12 protein-coding genes are annotated in these 20,974 nt (G+C 63.5%); 4 read left to right on the top strand and 8 right to left on the bottom strand.

What is annotated here, in order from left to right; all coding sequences use genetic code 11:
* Positions 1–177 precede the first annotated feature (177 nt).
* From PCO31110_RS22105 to PCO31110_RS22090, 4 genes are all read right to left on the bottom strand, one after another.
* Complete coding sequence (locus PCO31110_RS22105) at positions 178–3,873, bottom strand: DNA translocase FtsK (protein ID WP_150691391.1); 3,696 nt, start codon at positions 3,871–3,873, stop codon at positions 178–180.
* Positions 3,874–3,971: 98 nt separating this feature from the next.
* Positions 3,972–4,994 (bottom strand): WaaZ-like lipopolysaccharide core biosynthesis protein, encoded by a 1,023-nt coding sequence (locus PCO31110_RS22100; protein WP_150691390.1) that lies wholly within the window; start codon positions 4,992–4,994, stop codon positions 3,972–3,974.
* Between the two features lie 470 nt (positions 4,995–5,464).
* A complete protein-coding gene (locus PCO31110_RS22095) occupies positions 5,465–8,482 on the bottom strand; it encodes a putative bifunctional diguanylate cyclase/phosphodiesterase (protein ID WP_010807849.1) in 3,018 nt (1,005 codons plus the stop codon).
* 218 nt (positions 8,483–8,700) lie between these two features.
* Complete coding sequence (locus PCO31110_RS22090) at positions 8,701–9,573, bottom strand: N-acyl amino acid synthase FeeM domain-containing protein (protein WP_174979702.1); 873 nt, start codon at positions 9,571–9,573, stop codon at positions 8,701–8,703.
* 367 nt (positions 9,574–9,940) lie between these two features.
* Here PCO31110_RS22090 and PCO31110_RS22085 point away from each other — a divergent pair, with 367 nt between their 5' ends.
* Both PCO31110_RS22085 and PCO31110_RS22080 read left to right on the top strand, forming a co-directional pair.
* Positions 9,941–10,429 (top strand): MarR family winged helix-turn-helix transcriptional regulator, encoded by a 489-nt coding sequence (locus PCO31110_RS22085; protein ID WP_010807847.1) that lies wholly within the window; start codon positions 9,941–9,943, stop codon positions 10,427–10,429.
* Positions 10,430–10,512: 83 nt separating this feature from the next.
* On the top strand, positions 10,513–12,057 hold the full coding sequence (locus PCO31110_RS22080; RefSeq protein WP_036661240.1) for an MDR family MFS transporter: 1,545 nt from the start codon (positions 10,513–10,515) through the stop codon (positions 12,055–12,057).
* Positions 12,058–12,078: 21 nt separating this feature from the next.
* Here PCO31110_RS22080 and PCO31110_RS22075 read toward each other — a convergent pair whose 3' ends face one another.
* On the bottom strand, positions 12,079–12,489 hold the full coding sequence (locus PCO31110_RS22075) for a hypothetical protein (protein WP_051126113.1): 411 nt from the start codon (positions 12,487–12,489) through the stop codon (positions 12,079–12,081).
* Between the two features lie 392 nt (positions 12,490–12,881).
* On the opposite strand from PCO31110_RS22075, the gene PCO31110_RS22070 reads away from it, so the two are divergent.
* Positions 12,882–15,482: an autotransporter family protein gene (locus PCO31110_RS22070; protein WP_246189933.1), complete on the top strand. Its 2,601-nt coding sequence runs from the start codon at positions 12,882–12,884 to the stop codon at positions 15,480–15,482.
* A 386-nt stretch (positions 15,483–15,868) separates the two neighbouring features.
* Positions 15,869–16,657 carry a hypothetical protein gene (locus PCO31110_RS22065; RefSeq protein ID WP_010807843.1) on the top strand — a complete coding sequence of 263 codons (789 nt, stop codon included), beginning with the start codon at positions 15,869–15,871 and terminating at the stop codon, positions 16,655–16,657.
* 55 nt (positions 16,658–16,712) lie between these two features.
* Here PCO31110_RS22065 and PCO31110_RS22060 read toward each other — a convergent pair whose 3' ends face one another.
* The 3 genes from PCO31110_RS22060 to PCO31110_RS22050 all read right to left on the bottom strand — a co-directional run bounded on the left by PCO31110_RS22060 (position 16,713) and on the right by PCO31110_RS22050 (position 20,960).
* Positions 16,713–17,954, bottom strand: a complete 1,242-nt coding sequence (locus tag PCO31110_RS22060; RefSeq protein ID WP_010807842.1) for a GGDEF domain-containing protein — start codon at positions 17,952–17,954, stop codon at positions 16,713–16,715.
* A 385-nt stretch (positions 17,955–18,339) separates the two neighbouring features.
* Entirely contained in the window at positions 18,340–19,191 is an 852-nt protein-coding gene (locus PCO31110_RS22055; protein ID WP_144265690.1) for an IclR family transcriptional regulator, read from the bottom strand.
* 125 nt (positions 19,192–19,316) lie between these two features.
* A complete protein-coding gene (locus PCO31110_RS22050) occupies positions 19,317–20,960 on the bottom strand; it encodes an AMP-binding protein (RefSeq protein ID WP_010807840.1) in 1,644 nt (547 codons plus the stop codon).
* Positions 20,961–20,974 lie beyond the last annotated feature (14 nt).

Below are 20,974 nucleotides of genomic sequence, written 5' to 3'. Positions count from 1 at the left end.
AAAGGCGGGAATACCCCTACGGGGGCGCGGGTTTGCGCCCCGTTATCGCCATTTGACGCGGGTTTTCAAGGGGTTTTGCGGCGCGCGCCATGTATGGCGCGTGTCGGGACATCGGCACGGAGTGCGAAAGAGTTCGACTCGGGAGACAGGTCGTAAGGCAGATGTAAGCGACGGCGATTAGTCGCCCGGCGCAACCACTTCGCGTGTGCCGTTCCGCCCCATCGGGCTGACCAGTCCAGCGGCCTCCATCTGCTCGATGAGGCGTGCTGCGCGGTTGTAGCCGATGCGCAATTGCCGTTGCACCGCCGAGATCGACGCCCGGCGCGAGTTCAGCACGAATGCCGCCGCCTCGTCGTAGAGCGGGTCGGCTTCGGCATCGCCTGCCGACTCGCCGAACAGGTCGGCCGAGGCCGCATCGCCCGGGTCACCCGCGAGAATCGTTTCGTCATATTCGGGCTCGCCGTACTGCTGCCAGTGCTGGACGACACGGTGCACCTCGTCGTCGGCGACGAACGCGCCGTGCACGCGCTGCGGATAGCCCGTGCCCGGCGGCAGGAACAGCATATCGCCCTGCCCCAACAACGATTCCGCCCCCATCTGGTCGAGAATCGTGCGCGAATCGATCTTCGACGACACCTGAAACGCGACACGCGTCGGAATGTTCGCTTTGATGAGGCCCGTAATGACGTCGACCGAAGGCCGCTGGGTGGCGAGAATCAGATGAATTCCCGCCGCACGCGCCTTCTGCGCAAGCCGGGCGATCAGCTCTTCGATCTTCTTGCCCGCAACCATCATGAGATCCGCCAACTCGTCGATAACCACCACGATGAACGGCAGACGGTCCAGCGGCTCCGGTGCGTCGGGGGTCAGCGAGAACGGATTGCTGACCTTCTTGCCCGCCGCTTGGGCGGCGTCGATTTTCTCGTTGTAGCCGGCCAGATTGCGCACGCCGAGTGCGGACATCAGGCGGTAGCGCTTTTCCATCTCGCCAACGCACCAATTCAGGGCATGCGCAGCCTGCTTCATGTCGGTGACGACCGGGGCGAGCAAATGCGGAATGCCGCCATAGACGGACAGCTCCAGCATCTTCGGGTCGATCATGATGAGCCGCACGTCGTCCGGCGTCGCCTTGTAGAGCAGCGACAGAATCATCGCGTTGACGGCCACCGATTTGCCCGAGCCGGTCGTGCCCGCCACCAGCAGGTGCGGTGCGCGTGCCAGGTCGGCCACGACGGGCTCGCCCGTGATGTCCTTGCCCATGGCAAGCGCAAGGGACGAGCGATGCGTGTCGAACACCGGGGCCGTCAGGATCTCCGACAGGCGAATCATTTGCCGCCGCGCGTTCGGCAGTTCCAGCCCCATGCAGGTCTTGCCCGGAATCGTTTCGACCACCCGGATCGAACTCACGCCCAGCGCACGCGCCAGATCCTTCATGAGACCGACCACCTGCGCGCCGCGCACCCCCACCGCCGGTTCGACTTCGAAGCGCGTGATCACCGGCCCCGCCGATGCGCCAACGACCGTCACCGGCACCTTGAATTCGGCCAGCCGCTGCTCGATCAACTGCCCCACTGCGGCGAGTGCCTCGTCGGAGACGACGTTGGCGACGTCCTGCGCAGTCGCTGGCGACAAAAGATCGAGCGATGGCAGATCGTAATCGATGGCAATGCGCGGGGCCGGCAATGCGTACGGCGTATCGGCCGAGAAGCTGGCGGCTGGCGGCTCAACCGGACGCGTCACGGCGAACGGCGCCGATGCTGCGAACGTCGGGATGGCAGGCACGGCGACGACGGGAGATACGGATGCCGTCGGTGCGAGAGATGCTGCATCGTCGTGCGCTTGTAACGCCTCGTCAGTGCGCGCCCAAGTGCCATCGGCACGCAAGACGTAATGGGGTTTCGACGACGGTTCCAGCGTCTGCGCAGTGGCCGGTGCATCGACGGGCAGAGAGGCTTCCGCCTGATCTGCCGACACCTCGGACGGCTCGGCGACCGGCGCATTGAGCAACGCATGGATCGGCGCATCGGGCACATCGGGCACATCGGGCACTTCGACACTCGCCAGAACATCTGCAAAAATAAATGGGCGCGGTGATGCGGCAGCCACCGAGGCAGGCATCGAGATCGGCTCGACGAGTGCCGCACCGGTCGTGTCCGCGAGCCGTGCCGCCGGTTGCAGTTCGTCCGCGATATCCCGTGCAGGCTGTGCCTCGGCAATGGCGACGGGAGCCTCGGCAGGTGCGCTGGCGTCCGTCGCTTCGTCCGCGACGCGATTATCGCTCACGGCGGCACCTTCCTGATGATCGGCAGCGGTCGCAGGCATCACCGGTGCCGGCGTGGGGACATTCACCGCATCGGGCGAATCGGAAGCGGACCATTGACGTAAATCGCGCAGCAAGGCTTGCGCCTCGTCGCGCAACGCCGCGAGGGCAGCGATGCGCGCCTGCTCAGCAGCGCGCGCCGCCTCTTGCTGCGCGAGCATTTCCGGCGTCGGACCGGCCGGCAACACTTCCTCAGGCGCGACGTCAACGTCTTTTGCCGACAGATCGACGGGCGAGAATTCAGAGAGTCCGGCGGACAGCGGTGTCGCCGCATCGCTCGCAGACCACAGCGCGGCGCCACGGATCATCGGCGCGTCGGGACTTGCAGCATCGCCCGGCGGCGCGGCAGACGGTGCTGGCGACGTAGGTGCCGCAGGCGGGCTCATCGGTGCGGCAGCGTCGGCAGAGGTGCGATTGACGGCGGACACGTTAGCCCCCTTCGAGGCCGGCACGACAGGTGGAGCGCCACGCGGTGGAATATCTTCGAGCCCGAGTTGCGGCTTGCGGAAGGGGCTATGCACAATCGTGCCGCGCAAATGCGCCGGTGCCATGCCCACGGGACGGCGATAGCCCGTCGCGCCGGGAATCGACGTCGAGTGCAGCGGATCGAGGGGCGCAGCCGACGATGCAGATGTCACCGGAGCCCTGGATGGCATGGGTGCGGGTCGCGGACCCGCCTGCGATGTCCCGCGCGTCTCACGGGACGGCAGGCCCGGCTCGGCACGTACGAACTCGGTCATGCGCAGCGTATCGCCACGGCTCGGACCGGACGCGTAAGCGCCGCGCGGCAAGACAGGGCGTACCCCAGCCGCCGCACTCCCCGCCGTAGTGGCGGCCACCGTCGCGGCGGTGCCCGCACCTGCACGCCCCACCGAAGTGCCCTTGCCTGCCGGACGACCTCCCGCGCCACTCGCAAACGAGGGCTCCGTGCGCGGTGCACCGCGTGCCGTCAACGGCGGCGGTTGCATGGCATCGAGACGTGCACGTTCCTCGTCCGAGAGCTTCCAGCGCGGTTGCGCCGCGAGACCACGGCGACGCGGCACTGGTTCTTCCGTCAGGCTGCCGACGTTGTGATGCCCTTGCCCAAGCGTGGGCGTGAAGCGCTCGCCGCGTTCGCTCGTGTCGAACGACATCTGTGACAGCCCCCTCGCAGGCTCACGTCCGCCGCCGTCGAAGCGCGATTCGTAGGTGGGCTCGTCAGCATCGTCATCGGCAGGTTTGCCGCGCGAAAACATCCCCCACCAGGTGGTTCCGAAGACCAGCGGAAGCGAAAAGAGGAGAACGACGCCTGCGACGGCCATCGCAAGCGTGCCGCCCAGCGCGACGTGCAGCGCGTGAGAGAGGGATTGGCCGACGCTGCCGCCGGCAGTGATGTTGTCACCCGTCAGCGCGGCAAGCGTGGCGCTCGACACCATCGCGAGCGGCACGCCGAGCAACATACGGAGTGTGCCGGGGCCGAAGATTCGTATCTCACCGCCAAGCAGACCCCGTACGCCAGGCCAGCACAATGCCAGTAACCAAAACGTCGACAGTCCGAACCAGCCAAACCCCATAATCGCTCATGCTTCAGGAAAACCCGGAGTGCGATTGTAGCAGGTAGACCACCGTGTGGCGGGCCTGCCGGCAGGGTCTTTCGCTCCCGGGCGGCGAATCAGGCGTGGCCGTGCGTGCCCGTCGGACGTGGCGCCAGCGACGCCTCGACGACAAGGCTCCCAACAGAGGCTGCCTGCTCGGCGTTGTCCGGCACGACGAGGCTCAGGTTTCGGCGGCGAAGCGAACGCCAGTCGACCTTCTCGAAGATATCGTCGCCCAGCGCGCTGGCGCGCGACAGGTTCTCGACACGCACACCGCGTGCCCGCAAAACCTCGGCCGCATGACGGAACGACGGCTCGATCAGGCTGGCAAACTCGGCATCCAGCCGCGTCGGTGCACGGGTCTGCATCGTCTCGTAAAAGCGCGGTGTCTGCGAAGCGGCACGCAAATCCACACCATGAAGGTACATCTGGGTAAAGCCTAGCCAGGTGGCGACCTGAAGCGCCAAATACGCCACGGTGCCGCCATGGAAAAACCCGTTATCGATGTCGAAGCTGAATCCCATCCGGCTGTTTGCCCCCAGAAATGCAGCGCTGGCGGCGACTCGCGGGTTCGCTCGCAATGCCTCGGGCGTGCTGGCGGCTTCCATTGCGCGCTTGAAGATGTCGTCCACGAGGTAGAACCGGCAGCCGAAAGCCGACATCGGGAACATCTCCAGCAAACGCGCGAGTACCACCGGCGTGACGAACAACACCAGATCGTGCGCCACGATACGACGCGCCAGATCCGGGCGCTGGCGCACGAAACCGGCGTCGAGAATGCAATAGAAGTTGAATTTGACCGGCGCGGCGTTGGCCAGCGCAATGGCGCCGTTCACACCCATGACGTGATGCATCGGCAGCGCGTCGTAATCGATGTCCGCGACCGAAGGCCCGCTGGCGACGATGTGGCAAGGCAACCGGCGCAGGCGCTGCAATTCGGTGCGCCGGGCAAGCGGCACATGACGTCCGCGCCAGGTAAAGCGTTCGATGACACCCATGGCGTCGCGCTCGACACCTGCATGCGGCCACAGCCGTTCGTTGTGCCGCCACGTCGCCGTATGGCTGTGACGGTACACGAGTTTGAGAAGCGTCGAAATCATTGTCGTTGTTCTGGTTAGGCTATCTGATTGCGCCGAGCGCACCTTGTGGATACGTGCGGCCCTAACCCCGTTCATGTCGCGTGTCTGTCCTTACCGAGCGCCGGCGAGCTATATCGAACTCCGCGATTTTCCCCAAGACGCGGAAACGACCCACCGGCGAATGGAGGCATGGCTCCATCACGTCGACAAACCAATTCTGCCACCTCGGCTTCGCCAAGGACAGCATTTATTCCAATTGGAATTCTTACGTCGAGTTACGTCTCGATGACGCAAAAAAAGAAAGTGCCTGACGTCGAAACGCCCTATTCATGCGGGTTTCGAGCGCATCGCGCACGGGAAGACAGGGGATGAAACGAAGTCCGGCGAGAAACGAAGCATTGTGGCAAATGCAGACAATGCACAGCCCCGATCGTCGATTGATGTGGCTTTTGCCGGGTCGTTGGCATGCCGCCGTGAACCCGGCCGGCGGTTCAGTGCAGTGCCGAACGACCGCTTGGGGGCGAGTAAAAGGCCTGCCCCAAGTCGACCAGCAACGACGCCAATTGAGGATCACGAACAAAACTTGCCGCGGAATCGGCGGCGAGAATCGCTTCGGGGGTCTGCGGGCGGGCAATCAGGAAACCCTGCACATAATCGACGCCGAGTTCGGACAGCGCTTCGAGCGTCGCGGCATCCTCCACCCACTCCGCCACGCTGCGAATTCCCAGATTCTTCGCCAGCGCCACAATCGCTTCGACGATCGCCAGATTGGCCGGGTGCGCCGCCATGCTCTTGACGAAGGCCCCGTCGATCTTGATCGCATCGACGGCGAGATCTTTCAGATAGGAAAACGAACTGAACCCCGCGCCGAAATCGTCGAGCGCAATGCGCCCGCCCAATTGATGAATCCTGTCGACAAAACGGCGCGTATTGTCGAGATCGTGAAGCGCGACGGTTTCCGTGATTTCGATACACAGCAAACCGACGGCGCGCTCGTGGGCCGCCAGCGTCGCAAAGATATCCCGCACGAAATGCTCATCGTTGAGCGATGCCCCCGAGAGATTCACACACACGAACCGTGTCTTCGAGAGCTGCTCGCGATGCTGATCGATCCAGGTAAGCGTGTTCGTGAGCACCCATTTGTCGATCATGCCGATACTGCCGTTCTCCTCGGCCGCACCGATGATGCGCGAGGCCGGCACGATATTGCCGTCCGAATCCCGCATGCGCACCAGCACCTCGAAGTTGAGCGACTCGCCGGGCGACGCCATCTCCATGATCGGTTGCATTTCGAGGAACAGCGTGTTGGGCGTGAGTCCGGCATCGAGTGCGTCGATGAGCCGCAACTCGGCCAACCGCTCGCGGAATGCCGCAGCGCCGCGCTCATAGACGACCAGTTCGCGGCGGCCCTTCTTCGCTTCGCGGCAGGCGCGGTCGGCGGACGAAATCGCGTCCGGCACCCGCATGTCGGCCGTCAGCTCGATCACCCCGGCCGACGCACGTACCTGAAATGCGCGATCCCCGATCTGGTAAGGCTCACCGGAAATCGCGTCGACCAGCCGGCGCGCCACTGCGGCGGCTTCCTTGATCGTTGCATCGCGAAAGACAACGATGAACTCGTCGCCACCGGTGCGTCCCACGCTCTGATCCGCCGACAGCCGCGCGCGCATGCGATCGCATGCCTGACGCAGCACTTCATCCCCCGCCGCGTGACCGAACAGGTCGTTGACGAGCTTGAAGCGGTCGAGATCCAGATACGCCAGCGCTGCCGGCCGCGCATCGGACAACGTCCGGATCGCCTCGGCGAGCGACTTCTCGATACCACGCCGGTTCGATACCCCCGTAAGCGGGTCGTTCTCCGCCAGATAACGGAGTTGCTCCATCGTGCGAGCCCGCTCGGTGATGTCCTGAAGCGAGCCTTCGATTCGTCCGCTGGCGAAGATCGCCTTCACGAGGTAGCGGCTCGTGCGGCCATCGTCGCGCGGCAGCGAGAGGATTTCGAGTTCCGATTCTTCGCTGTGCTGGGCGACGTCGAGCAGCATGCGCCATGTGTTCTGGCCGAAGAACTGATCCCACCGGAACGCCCGCCCTTCGGTGTTGGGAATGCCCAGCATCGTGTGCAACGCGGCGTTCCCCCGAACGAAAACGCCCTGATCGTTGAGCGTGAAAAGGCCGACAGGCGTCACATCGTAGGCATTGCGAAGTTCAGCCTGCGCTTCGAGTTTGCCCTGATGCTCCACCCGCATCTGCTCGGCAATCGCCAGCGCCGCCATGAGGCTCGAAAACAGCGCCGCCGTCACACTGTTCAGTGCGGACGACAACGCACGCGCATTGAACGCGGCGGCGATCACTTCGGAAAACGTGGCAAATAGAACGATAGCCAACGAGGCGCTATACCAGATGGCGACGCGCGAGCGCGTCAGCACGAGAATGCGAGCGAGCAGCACCAGGACGATTCCGATGCCCAGCGCAGCGACCATCCAGAGCACCGGGATGAAGTGCGCATACGGCAAGGCAATCGCTGCACAGCACAGCACCACACCGGCCCATTGCAGCACCATCACCATCCATCGGAAGCCGACAAGGCGCAGTTCCCGCTTGAATAGCTGAGTGAAAAGCGAATAGGTGAGCACGTAGTAAATGGCGAATGTCGCTTTGCGCACCAGGGCGTCCCAGTCGGTCGGAATGGCGCGTTCCAGCCACTGTGTGTCCGCGCCGAGCGAGTTCGCCGCGAGCCGCAGATTACCGACCAACCATGCTGCAAAGAGCACATAAAGCCATTCTTTATTGATGATGGCGGTGACCAGCACGAATGCCGAGAGCGTGAGCAGGCCGCCCTCGAGCAGGCCATTGCTGCGGTGGAACTCCCTTTCGGAGATGCGCAATTGAGACGCCGGCCAGGCAACCAGCGAAAGATGAGCCGGCCCCGAGAACGTGCCCTCGCAAAGGAGCGTCACGGGCGCGACGAGATGCCCGAGGTCGATGGCAAAGCCCGCCTTCGACACCTGGATCGCCCCGCTGACCCCGCTTCGATCCGCGCGGCCGATGGCCGCTGCGTCGGGATTGCGCCAACAGGCAAGCGTTTGCGCATGACGCGAAGGGAATTCGAGGACGGTGTTCTGCTCGTCGCCCACCTCCGGCACGGTTACACGAAACCAGACCGGCGCCTCGGACAGATGTGTACTGAATTGCTGAACGACCGGCGCACGCTCGAGCGAGCCCTGCACCAGCGGCGGACCGAACGTTGCGGGAACATCCCCCTGCGCCTGGAAGCTCAACGGCGTAGCGCCGCGCACGGCGTACTGGCTCTCCTGGAACATCAGCACGATGCCCGAGAGCAACATGATTGCCGCAGGAACGGCGTACAGGGAAATACTGCGAAAAAGTTCGTCGACTCGCGCAGTAACGCGCCAACGGCGCCGCGTGCCAGTGAGTTCGGCCAATTCATCGCCGAAATCGTTCTTGGTGCGGCCGTGATCGTCACGCTCGTTGCCGAGTTCCCCCGCCATATGACTCTTGTGCCCTTATCTCGTTGGTCGCCCCCGCCTTGATTTCCGGACAAGGCGTGCATTTCGGCTCACCTTGCCGGCCGGGCCGGCCCTGTCCCGTGCGGCCGGTGTTCCGGCCCGCACGGTCAGGTGTCTCTCGCCCGTCCTGCGCGTTACCGCCGTCGCCGCAAAAATCGCTGCCTGCGCACGACGGGATAACGTTAGTTCGAATAACGGCATTACACCGTCAGGCTAAAGCCTGATGCTACGCATCGTACCTCGTCGGCACCAAAAGATAAATCCCGCAGATGCGCGTCAATACTGGCTTCACCCGGCAGTGCACCCCGTATATCCCCCTCATCGCCCGGCCCCCCCAGCCGCAAGTCCGGGTGATGTGTCAGGCACATGTAGGCAAACAGCGGATGCCCCGCCGCCTGCCAGCGCGTGCGGGCCTGCGCCACGTCCAGCGCCAGCACGCGATGCCCGATGCCGCCCACGTGCGCCATCGGAATCAGGTCTTGCCCCGGAAACACGTCGACGAACATCAGTGCTTCGTACTGCCGATGCAATGGCGGCCGCGCCGTAATCACCATCCAGTCGATGTTGGAGAGCACGCAATACTGGTAGAACGCCTTGAACAGCGCCGTCTTGACAACGCGCCCTACCGGCCCGGCCACCACGCCGAGACGTGTCGCCTCAGCCAGCGCCGCGTTGCCCAACCACGACGGCAATGGCGCCGAGTCCTCCAGATGCAGCGTCTGATAACGGTTGGTCTGAATGCGCATCGTTCCAAGCACAGCGCCGTCGAGCCTTGCGCGGGCCACGAGCACGATGGAGCCCGGCTCGCGATCGCTGGCCTCCGGCTCGCTCAATGTGGCAGCGAGTTCGGGGAGATGACGTCCGTACGCGGCCTGACGCATGGCCGCCGCGTCGCGTAATGTCGCTTCGTCCCCCGCGATGGTGACGATGAAGGGCAGTCGCTCTTCACGCATCGCACTGAGATCGGAAACCGGCGAGCGCGCGGCGGCCGGCGGCGGCGTGCGAACATTACCGGCCGGCCGGTCGGTTCCGGCGATGGAAAGGACATCTGAAGCTTGTGAAAGATCAAACATGATTGACACTCCTTAAGGTCAAAAAAAGGCTGGTGCCACGCTCGGGCAATCTCCCCGATGCATCGCACCATTCCTTTCTTGATCCGCCGAGGCGAAGTGTCAAGTGCTTATTTCTCTTGGCTTTTTGCGGTTTCCTAAGCGTCTCGCGCCCACCCGGCCTCCCGTTGCGCCAACCACCCAGGGAACCCTCGTCACACCGTATAGAACCACCCCTCCCCCGTTTGACCGGCCAGTTGCTGCGGCATGGGTGTCACCTATTTACTACAGTTGCCGCATTAAGAGAGACTCTGGCAAAATACTAAACGTGTTTACTATCTGATACCGCCGGAGCCGCTCAATCGCTGCGCCGGCTTTTTTTGGCTACGACATGTCGAAGATCGATTGGTCGTCCCGTTTCGGCACGCTGGTGCATGACGTCGCGCGCGTTCACTCGCGCCTGTTCGACCGGCGCGCTCGCGGGAACTTCGATCTCACCCGGGCGCAATGCCGCGTGCTGGTGATGCTGCATCGCTATGGCGTGCAGACGCAGGCAGAACTGGCCGAACGCATGGAGTTGACGCCGATGGCACTCGTCAGACTGCTGGACCGGCTCGGGGAAAAGGGCCTCGTACGTCGCGAGCGCGACCCGAACGACAAACGCGCGCACCTGCTTTACCTGACAGAGGCTTCGGAGGCGAAGATCGACACGATCGTCGCGTTCGCCAATGTGGCGGAGCGCGAGGCGCTGGCCGACCTCACACCGGCCGAGCGTGCCGAGTTGTCGCGATTGCTGGGCAAGGTGCTGACGAACCTCACGCGTGCCGAAGCCGAATGTCCGGCCCCGGCGCGCCATTCCGAGGAGGCCGAGCCGGAGTAAGCCGCAGGGTGCAGGAGGCCACGCGTGCGAAGACAGCCCCCTTCGCATCGTCATAACGACAAAAACAACGATCGACCAGAGGAATTACCGTGTCATCCCCGCAAAAGGCTGACGATCCGGGCAAGCACCGCGCGCTCGTCAGTGTGTCTGTCATGCTCGCGACGGTCTTGCAGACCCTCGACAGCACCATTGCCAACGTGGCCCTGCCTCATATGCAGGGTAGTCTTTCGGCCTCGCAGGACTCGATTACGTGGGTGCTGACGTCCTATATCGTGGCGGCCGCCATCGCGACGCCGCTCACCGGCACGCTTTGCGCCCGCTTCGGACGCCGGCGTGTCTTCCTGTGGTCGGTCGCGGGCTTCACGATTGCTTCGGCCCTGTGCGGCATGGCGCAATCGCTCACAGAGATCGTGGCGGCGCGTCTGTTCCAGGGAATTTGCGGCGCGGCGCTTGTGCCGCTTTCGCAGGCGACCATGCTCGACATCAACCCGCCGCACAAGCACGGCTCGGCGATGGCGATCTTCGGCATGGGCGTGATGGTCGGGCCGATTCTTGGACCGTCGCTCGGCGGCTGGCTTACAGACAGCTATAACTGGCGCTGGGTGTTTTACATCAACCTGCCCATCGGCCTGATCGCCTTCCTTGGCATTGCCGCCTATCTGAAAGAGCCGCCGGAGCAGAAAGCCGGTAAGTTCGATGTGCTGGGCTTCGTCACCCTGAGTCTGGCCATCGGCCTGTTGCAATTGCTGCTTGACCGGGGCGAGCAACAGGATTGGCTGAACGCCACGGAAATCTGGCTGGAGATGCTCGGCGCCATCGTCTGCTTCGCGTACTTCATCGTCCACACATGGACGGCCGGCGAGCATTCGTTCTTCGACCGGGCATTGCTGCGCGACCGGAATTTCAACACGGGCGTTATCTATATCTTCGTGGTCGGCATCATCCTTTACGCCACGCGCGCTTTGCTACCGCCGATGCTGCAAAGCCTGTTCGGCTACCCCGCGATTCTCACCGGGCTGGTCACCGCGCCCTCCGGCGCAGGCACCATGGCCGCCATGCTGATCGTCGGACGGATGGTCGGCAAGGTCGACGTTCGCTATCTGCTCGGCTTCGGCTTCGCGCTGACCGCCTATTCGCTGTATCTGATGGCCGGGTACTCGCTCACGCTGCGTCCGTCGGATATCGTCTGGCCAGGGGTCATTCAGGGTTTCGGGCTTGGCTTCGTCTTCGTGCCGCTTACCACGGTCACGTTCGCCACACTGCCTGGCACGCTGCGCGCCGACGGCGCGGCCATTTACAGCCTCTCACGCAATATCGGCAGCAGTATCGGCATCTCGGTCGTACAGACGCTGCTCACGCAGAACACACAGGTCAATCACGCCTCGCTCTCCGAGTACATCACACCGTTCACGCAAGGCGTCGAGAGTTATGCGCAGACGTATGGCGCGGCGGCGATGGCCGCGCTCAACGCCGAAGTCACCCGGCAAGCCGCGATGATCGCCTATCTGAACGATTTCAGACTCATGATGGCGCTCACGCTCGTCGTCATGCCACTGCTGCTCTTCATCCGCGTGAAGAAGAAGACGCCCGGCGAAGTAGAGGAGATGGTGCACGTGGCGGCCGACTGATCCTCTATGACGTCTACGGCGCTACGGCTTGACGCGGCGCGCTGGCGCCGCTTGCTTGCCCGGTTGGCGTGGCTTACGAGGCTTGCGTGGCTTCGGCTCTACCCCGATGCGAGGGTCCCCGGCGAGGACGCGCGCCGTCAGATGCCGCGCGACGGATTCGAACTCGGCCTCGCTTTGCGGCAAATACAGCCACTTCCCCAACACCGGGTGCGGGCGCAACACCGGCATTTCGCCCATCAGAGACGCGTGGTGCTCGCGCGACGTGCAAACGAGCAGTCCGTCCCACGGGGCGTCGCGATCAATGACGGCCAGGCATTGCACGCCGTGCACGTAGGCGACATCGGCACCGAACATTTTCCGGGGAATAAATGTTTCGTCGTTCTCCAAGGGTTCAAAAATCCAAAGCAGTGAATTGCTGATAGTCGACGGCACAGTGTTGAATTCTCGCTAAATACAATAACTAAACGCTTCGCGAAAACCATTCTGTTCGCGAAATACATGGCGAGCCCGCATTACCTGCCAAATGCTGTCGCCCATTGAACATATCGTTGTTCGAATTCCTGGAAATTCGTGAAAAACGTCTGGCCATGGGCGTCATGGCATTCAGGCGTCGTTACGTTTCAAAAAAACAACATCGAAAATAATATAGCAATGCTCTCAATTGTGTTTTTTAGAAAGCCATTCTAATTTAGCGCCACGGGGATTACCAATCGTCACGGGAGTGTGCCATGCACGCCTCACCGCTCAAGATTGCGTCTCGCCCAGTTCCGATTCATCGCTGCCCGCTTCCTTTGCGGCCGCTGATTCTAGCGGTCTCGCTTTGCGTGCCTGGACTCGCTAAAGCGGCGTGCGACAACACGGCGCCTACCAGTGGTACGACCGTCACTTGCACCGGCAACGACACGAGCGTCACCGCACAGACGGGCAGCACCAACGTGAGTGTGAACGTGACCGGCGGCAGCAATGTTTCGCTGACGCGGACGCTGCCGAACACCGCCACCCTCTCCGTCGACACTTCCAGCACGATCACCAATGCCGGCACCGTCAATCTGACGGGCTCCACGGCGACCGGCCGCGGCGCGGCCATGCTCGGCACCGGCAATGGCAACACCCTCGTGAATACGTCCACAGGGGTGATTACCACCACCGGCGGACAAAACGACGGCATGGCGATCAACGGCAACAATGGCTCGCTGACCAATAACGGCACCATCACGGTGTCCGGCCCCAGCGCTTATGGCATGACGGCCGCGTGGGGGCAAGCGTCGGGGTTGGGCTTGAGCAACACGTTCGTGAACACTGGCACGGTCACCGCCAACGGTTCGGGCAGCCGCGCGATCAGCGTCGTCGGCGGACAAAGCACGGTAACGAACTCAGGCACGCTGATCACGACTGGCGGCGTGGCGTCGAACCGTTCGTTCACCGTCTTCATGCAAGGCAACAACAACAACCTCGTTAACAGCGGCTACATCGAGGCGCGCGGCGTGAACAGCGACGCCGTCGTGTCGAACACCGCCCAGGGGTTCGTCTCGTCCATCGTGAATCAGGCGGGCGGGCAGATCATCAGCCGGCAGGGCTTCGGTGTTCGCACCGTCAATGGCACGATCTCCATCACCAATGCCGGCCTGATCCAGAGCGACGCGGGCACTGCCATCGCCATGAACCCGGCAGCACGCGCCAACACGCTCACCCTGCAAACCGGTTCGCAAATCATCGGCACGGCGGATGGCGGTGCAAGCGCAGTCAGCCGGTTGATCCTGCAAGGCACCGGTACGGCGAGCAACGCTTTCGTCAACTTCGGTACGCTGCTCGCGCAGGGAGACAACTGGACGTGGAGCGGCAGCGGCAGCTTCACGTCCGCGCAGCTCCAGAGCGGCATCCTCAATCTGACAGGCACCCTCGGCGGCGCAACAACGTCCATCGCTGCCAGCGCAACGCTGGCCGGCACGGGCACCCTCACGGGCGATGTCACCAATCAGGGAACGATTCATCCGGGCGATGGGGCGGGCAACGCAACGCTGACACTCGTTGGCAACTACACGGGCCAGAACGGAACGCTCGCCATCGACACGGTGCTGGGCGGCGACAATTCGCGCGTGGCACCGCTCACGATCACCGGCGGCGCGATAAGCGGCAACACCACCATCGCCGTGAACAATCTGGCCGGGCTCGGCGGATTGACCACCGGAAACGGCATCCCGATGGTGCTGGCCACGGGCGGTGCGACGTCGAGCGCATCGGCCTTCACGCTCAGGGGCCCCGTCAGTGCAGGCGCCTACTCGTATTACCTGTACAAAGGCGGCACGGCGCCGGGCAGCGAGCAGAGCTGGTACCTGCGCTCGACGGTGCCTGCCAGCACGACGGTCGCCACCGTCGACCCGGTCACCGGCGCAACGGTCACAACGATCGAGGCGCCGGTCGCAGCCGCAGGCAGCCCCGCCGTGGCGCCGCCGGGTAGCGACCCGGTGCCGATCTACCGCATTGAAGTCCCCGTGTATTCGGTCATGCCGGAACTGGCGCGCACCGCCGGTTTCGCTCAACTGGGGACGTTCCACGAACGGCAGGGACAACAAGGATTGCTCAGCGAGCGCGGTTGGCTGACCGACGGTTGGGTGCGTATCTGGGGACAAACGGAACAACTGCGCAGCAAAGGCGACGTAACACCGCAGTTCGACGGCAATATCGGCGGCGTGCAACTCGGGCACGATGTCTTCGCCGGTCGCTCCGATAGCGGGCACAGCGATCACGTCGGCATTCTGGGCGGCTGGACCCGCGCGTCGGGCGATGTGCAGGGCCTCGCGCTCGGCGTGCGCGATACGCAAGCCGGATCGCTCGGACTCGATATGTATAGCGCCGGCGTCTACTGGACCCACGTGATGCCCGGTGGCGCGTACACCGATGCGGTGGTGCTCGCGTCGGCGTTGCAATATCAGACGCGACCCGCCAGCGGCCTGAACCGCGACGTGAATGGCAAGGGGCTGTCTGCCTCGCTCGAGACCGGATGGCCCATTCCCCTCACCTCGACGCTAGCCCTTGAGCCACAGGCGCAGATCATCTGGCAACACCAGTCGATCAACGACCTCAACGACGGCATTTCCAGCGTGACGTTCGGCAACACCAACAGTTGGCTCGCACGCCTTGGCGCCCGTCTGGAGGGCAACTACGACGGCGCGCGCGGCCTGCTGCGTCCTTATCTGCTGTTCAATCTGCTGCACGCCTTCGGCAGCGATGGCCGTGTCGTCTTCGGCGGCGCAACGCCAATCGTGACGAGTGCGAACAGCACTTCGGCGCAGTTCGGCATCGGCGTGGCGGGACGCTTCAACAAGTCCGCCAGCGTGTACGCGACGCTCGCCTATCTCACACAGCTCGACAGCACGCGTCAGCAGAGTGTCTCCGCGACGCTCGGGCTGCGCTGGACCTGGTAAGCGTCAGCCCGCCTGGCGCTTGCCGCAAACGCCATTGGCTTTTGCGCTCACCTATCAATCGAAAACCGTCAGATTTCAAACAATGAAACATCGTATTTGACGGACTATCGAATTTCGACTTTCGCCCCTCGACGTTCGCACCCGTGCGTGATGCGGCAAAGAGGCGCTCCAGATATGGCGGCCGCCGCAGAATCCGCGGGCTGACAAGACATCCGGGCGCAGCGCGAAGCCTTACCGGACGAAGCAGGTCAGGGCGAGATCGCCTCGCGATCTTTTGCGGCCTGATATCGCCCCTTCAATTGCCTCCCTCGTCCTGCACCTTTGCAAAAGAAAGACACCAACATTCGATAACTCGCGGAGCCACAATGACGATGTGCAATACCTCAATGAAGCAATCACTTCTGTGTCTCGCGGCCGGGGGGCTGCTGGCTTGTATGTCGACGGCAAATGCACAAACGACAGTCGAAGAAGCGAACAAGAGCAACAATCCGCTCAATCTTGCGCCAGCGTTCAACATCCAGAACTTTTACGCGCCGTCGATCTTCGGAACCAATACGCACACGAACGACTTTATCTTGCGCCCGACGATACCTTTCGGACCGAACCGCTTCGTGCCTGTGCCGCAGATCTTTCGCGCGACGGTGCCGATCAGTACGCGCCCCGATCCGGCGGGCGGCTACCAGACCGGACTCGGTGACATCAACCTGTTCGACATCTTCCTGCTGGACGCAGGCGGGGGGACGCAATTCGGCGTCGGCCCGTTGCTGACGATACCAACGGCGACAGACAAATCCCTGGGGACGGGGAAATGGCAGGCAGGTCTTGCCGCCGTCGGCGTGCATTCGAACAAGTCCGGCGTGTTCGGTGCGCTGGTCCAGTGGCAGCACTCGTTCGCCGGTCAGGGAGATCGTCCGACGGTGGAGTCGCTTACGGCCCAGCCTTTCATCATCTACAACCTGACGGACGGCTGGTATCTGCGCTCCACTGCGACCTGGTCCTTCGATCTGCAACGCGGCAACTACTACATTCCCCTGGGGCTGGGTGCCGGCAAGACGTGGAAGATCGGTACCACGATCGTCAACGCGTTCCTCGAACCGCAATACTCGGTGGTGCACTCTGGCAGCGTGCCCAGATGGCAGATCCTGGGAGGTGTGAGCTTCACGTTCGGCCACTAACGGCATGTGGGCCCGCGCCGCGAACGCGAACGCCGGCCCGATGGTCGAAAGTGCGTCACCCGCCTGCCGCGGCGCGCAATGCCTGCACTTCGGCGCGAGAATCTGTGGCTGGCATGGCCGTCTCCGGCGTGTATCGCACGCAGCGATTCCGGCCAGCCGCCTTGGCCTGATAGAGCGCGCGATCTGCCCGCTGCACCAGCGACGACAATTCCCCGCGTGAGCGCTCGTCGCAGGCGATCCCGATACTCACGGTCGCAGCGACCGTTTCGCCCTGCACCATGCGGCCGGCTCGCTCGAAGGCTTCCCGCACACGTTCGGCGATCGTCTGAGCCTCGGGCGCGCCCACGCCAGGCAGGAATAGCGCGAACTCCTCGCCGCCGTAGCGTCCGAAAATATCGTCCGAGCGCAGTTGTTGCGACGCCGTGCGGGCGAACAGCAACAGCACCGTGTCGCCAAACGGATGCCCGTACGTATCGTTGATGCGTTTGAAGTGATCCAGATCGAGCAGCAGCAAGGCCACCGGCGCGCGTGCCGCGCTATGCCGGCGCATCTGCTCGCGCGCAAGGCGCGTGAACTCAAGGCGGTTGAACGCCTGCGTCAGACCATCGCGCGTGGCGGCGCGGTGCAGTGCGATTTCCGAGCGCTCCTTGCCCAGCGAGACCATCAGGAAGCTCGCCACCACGATCAGCACAAGCATTTCCGTCGTCGACACCTGCGGGCCGAACCACATCAGAAACTGCGGATCGCCCGGACCGAGCCACACCAGCGCCACCGCGCGCACCGCATAGAAAGATCCGTGCAACACGGCAACCACCGCCAACACGATGCTGCTCGGCAGCCGTAATCCCGAGGCCTGCCAGAACTCCTTCGCCGCCATCAGGCTGTAGAACGCCAGCAGGGAGAAGAACAGCACACCGCCGCTCCAGGCATCGAGCGGTCGGGCAAACAACCATGTCCCCCACAACAGCACCGCCGGACCGCCGAACACCGTAACCCATTGCACGCTGCGCGCATAGAAACGTCGCGCACCGCTCCACACCATCGCGAACGCGAGCGTCGCCACAGCATTGCCCAGCGGATAGAGCACCGCGAGCCGGGGGCTTCGTGCAGCAAGCAAATAGAGAATGGGCGAGAACGTCGCGAGCAGGAAAGCCAGACTCCACCAGCGCGGAGACTCGGCTTCGTCGCGACGCAAAGCGTCGAGCATGAACAGGATGCCTGTCGCAATGCTCAACAGGAAAGTCACGAACTGTAATGTCGGCAGATCCAGCGTCGGCAATGACAAACCAAGAGCCATGGCTCCGTCTCCCGTACGCGCCACAAATCCTCGGGCATGACTGCCCGGAACGCGATGCGCAATTTGAAGTACGGGGGAATGAAACCGGTCTGAGAGATCAACGGTTCGATATTCGGGTTGGAAAGTCTGGCAGCGGCTTGCGCACCGTATGCGGCGCACCGTCTGGCCGCCCCGGTTCGGCCATCGGTTTCTCAGAGAGATATCCGGCACATCGTGCCTGATCACGCGTCGTCCCTACGGCACTGTGGGTTGCGTGCCGCTACGCGCGATGCCGGAATTCCCGGAACTCAGCCTTGCTCCATACCCATGGGGCGGGATTTTAGCACGCCATTTTGAGAGGGCAACCGGCCGTCTGGCCGACCACCTGCCGGCGCGCCCGCTTCTATTACATTTCCTGTCGACGCCGCGCCGACAACGCGCCCGCCGTCTGAATCACGAGATCGGCAAAGCGCCGCTCGTCGCGCTCGGCATTCCAGCGCACGCGGGGCACCGCAATGTTGATCGCCCCGATGGCCCTGCCGTCCTGATTCACTACGGCAGCCGCCGTCGAAATGTCGCCCATGAAGAACTCGTCTTCCGTATGCGAATACCCCTGCTTGCGAATGCGTGCGAGCCGCTCCTTGATTCTGCGCGGCTGCGTCAGGGTGACGGGGGTGAACTGTACGAGATTGGTGCGCGCCAGAATGTCGTCGATCTCGGCATCGTCGAGCGTGGCGAGCATCGCCAGCCCCGGCGCCGTGCAATACGCAGGCAGGCGCGAACCGACAATGACGTTCGCGTTGAATACGCTGCGGCTCACGATACGCAGAACGAAAACGATGTCCGTATCCAGCCGCACCGTCAGGTTCGTGGCCTCTTCCGTCTCTGCCGCCAATTGCTGAAGATAGGGCGCTGCGCGGCTCACCAGTTCGTTCGAGACGAGATAGTGATACGTGAAGTCCAGCAGCTTCGGCGAGAGTTCGTACTTCTTGCTCTGCGGGTCTTTGAGCAGATAGCCCAGCGCCGACAGCGTAAAGGTGAAGCGCTGCGCCGCACTAATGTCCAGGCCCGTGGCCACGGCAATTTCGGAGAGCGAAAGATGGCGCTTCGAGCCGTCGAACGCAGTCAGCACCTTCATCGCCTTTTCGACGGACTGAACGTAGAGTGTGGAGTCGGCTGACGGTGTGCTCGCGGCAGCCGGCGTTTCGGAGGCGCCGGCCGCTTTCGCGCGGGTGCGGGGAGTTTTGGTGGTGGCCACGATCGTTATGGAATGGGGCAGGCAGAGGGCGATTATCTCATAAAAATAACTTTATATCTTATACCGATAACCGATGAGTCACCGTCGTTGCCTCATCGACGGCACCGCTACCCTGCCCCGCCCCATCACTTTGTCGCCGTCGTCTCCCACGCATCGCGGGTATCGCGTGAGAGCAGATGCTTGCGAATGCGCTCCGACGGCGTGGTTTCGAAGTGCGCGGTCTCGCGATAGTAGCGTGGCCGCTGGTAGCTGGCGAGTTTATCGGCAGCCCATTGCGAGAGCACCGTCCAGTCGACGGCCTGAGCGTCGCGGAACTGCACGTACAGCATGACATCCTGCTCGCCGATGTCGCTCGCGATACCGATGGCGGCACATGCGGCCACCGCCGGATGCCGCGCGAACACACGCTCGATCTCCCAGGCAGATACGTTCTCGCCGCGTACCCGCATGCTGTCCGTGCGACGGCCGATGAAGACCAGACTGCCGTCAGCACTGCGGCGTGCGCTGTCCCCCGTGAAGAGCTTGCCGTCGCGCAATGCCTTCGACGTGGCTTCGGGATTGTCGAGATAGCCCGGTAAAAATGCCCCTTCCACCTCGCTCGACAGGACGATTTCCCCCGGTTCACCGTCCGCCACCGGCCGTCCCTCGTCGTCGAGCAGTTCCAGCGTCAGCCACGGCAAGGCATGGCCGATGGAACCCGGCATGTCCGCGTCGTTGAGCGTGGCGAAGCTCGAACACTCCGTCATACCGTAGCACTCGCGCAACGTGCATTGCAGACGCGCTTGCGTCGCCTGCCATGCGCTGGCAGACACGCCCGCGCCCCATGCCACGCGCAGGGAATTCTGCGCCGGCTGTGCTTCGCGCGGCAGTTGCATGAGGATATCGAGGATACCGCCGAGGTAATGCAGATGCGTTGCCTGCGCGGCCGCACATTGCTGCCAGAAGCGGCTTGCGGAGAATCGCTCCACGACATGCATCTCGACATCGGCGAGAAACGGCAGCAACAACATTTGTGCGCCGCCGATGTGGCACAACGGCTCCCACAGGAACAGCCGGTCGCCATCGCGAACCTCTGCGACGCGCAGCGCGGCCTCACTGGCGATGCGCATCATGCGGTGCGTGAACAGCACGCCCTTGGGCGCGCCCGTCGTGCCCGACGTGTAGATGATGCACAGCACCGACGCGGGTGTGACGTGTGCAGCCACCGGTCTGGCACCGGCATAAGCGGCGGCTTGTGCGGTCACCTCGGCCAGCAGGCGGCGCACAACGCGCGTCCCGTGATGATCCGGCTGCTGTGCGGCAAGCGCCACACCGGCGTCCAGCACCTCGGCGAAGGCCGGTTCCGCGATGAGCAGCTTCGGCTTGGCATGGCCGAGCAGATATTCGATCCCATCGCCCTTCAGACGCGTATTGACCGGCACCCACACCAGCCCGGACAGCATGAGCGCGTAGATCAGCGCCACCTGCGCCGCGCTGTTGCCCAGCATGACGGCGACCCGGTCGCCCGGTACGAGGCCCTGCGCCGCGAACCACGCCTGAAAGGCACCGACGCGTGCTGCCATCTGCGCACGGCCGATGGCTTCGCCCTCGAACACAACGACGGGTTTGGCCGATGCTCCCTGAAGGCCCGCCATCAGCAGCGGCACGACATCGAGCCGGTCGCCCTCGGCCCGCTGGGGAAAGTACCGCGTATATGGATGCGACGGCGAAGGATGTGAAGACGACTGCGCATTCACCGGCGCAACTCGGGCAACGTTGGACATGGACATACGGAAATCCGCGG

This window comes from Pandoraea communis (assembly GCF_902459745.1).
Lineage (GTDB): Bacteria > Pseudomonadota > Gammaproteobacteria > Burkholderiales > Burkholderiaceae > Pandoraea > Pandoraea communis.
Note: the sequence above shows the minus strand (reverse complement) of the source record. Positions and strands in the feature narration are given on the sequence as shown.

What these genes read in the sequence shown, in the direction of transcription:
- PCO31110_RS22105 (WP_150691391.1), bottom strand. Translation starts at nt 3,873, where the DNA reads ATGGGGTTTGGCTGGTTCGGACTGTCGACGTTTTGGTTACTGGCATTG.
- PCO31110_RS22100 (WP_150691390.1), bottom strand. Translation starts at nt 4,994, where the DNA reads ATGATTTCGACGCTTCTCAAACTCGTGTACCGTCACAGCCATACGGCG.
- PCO31110_RS22095 (WP_010807849.1), bottom strand. Translation starts at nt 8,482, where the DNA reads ATGGCGGGGGAACTCGGCAACGAGCGTGACGATCACGGCCGCACCAAG.
- PCO31110_RS22090 (WP_174979702.1), bottom strand. Translation starts at nt 9,573, where the DNA reads ATGTTTGATCTTTCACAAGCTTCAGATGTCCTTTCCATCGCCGGAACC.
- PCO31110_RS22085 (WP_010807847.1), top strand. Translation starts at nt 9,941, where the DNA reads ATGTCGAAGATCGATTGGTCGTCCCGTTTCGGCACGCTGGTGCATGAC.
- PCO31110_RS22065 (WP_010807843.1), top strand. Translation starts at nt 15,869, where the DNA reads ATGAAGCAATCACTTCTGTGTCTCGCGGCCGGGGGGCTGCTGGCTTGT.
- PCO31110_RS22060 (WP_010807842.1), bottom strand. Translation starts at nt 17,954, where the DNA reads ATGGCTCTTGGTTTGTCATTGCCGACGCTGGATCTGCCGACATTACAG.
- PCO31110_RS22050 (WP_010807840.1), bottom strand. Translation starts at nt 20,960, where the DNA reads ATGTCCATGTCCAACGTTGCCCGAGTTGCGCCGGTGAATGCGCAGTCG.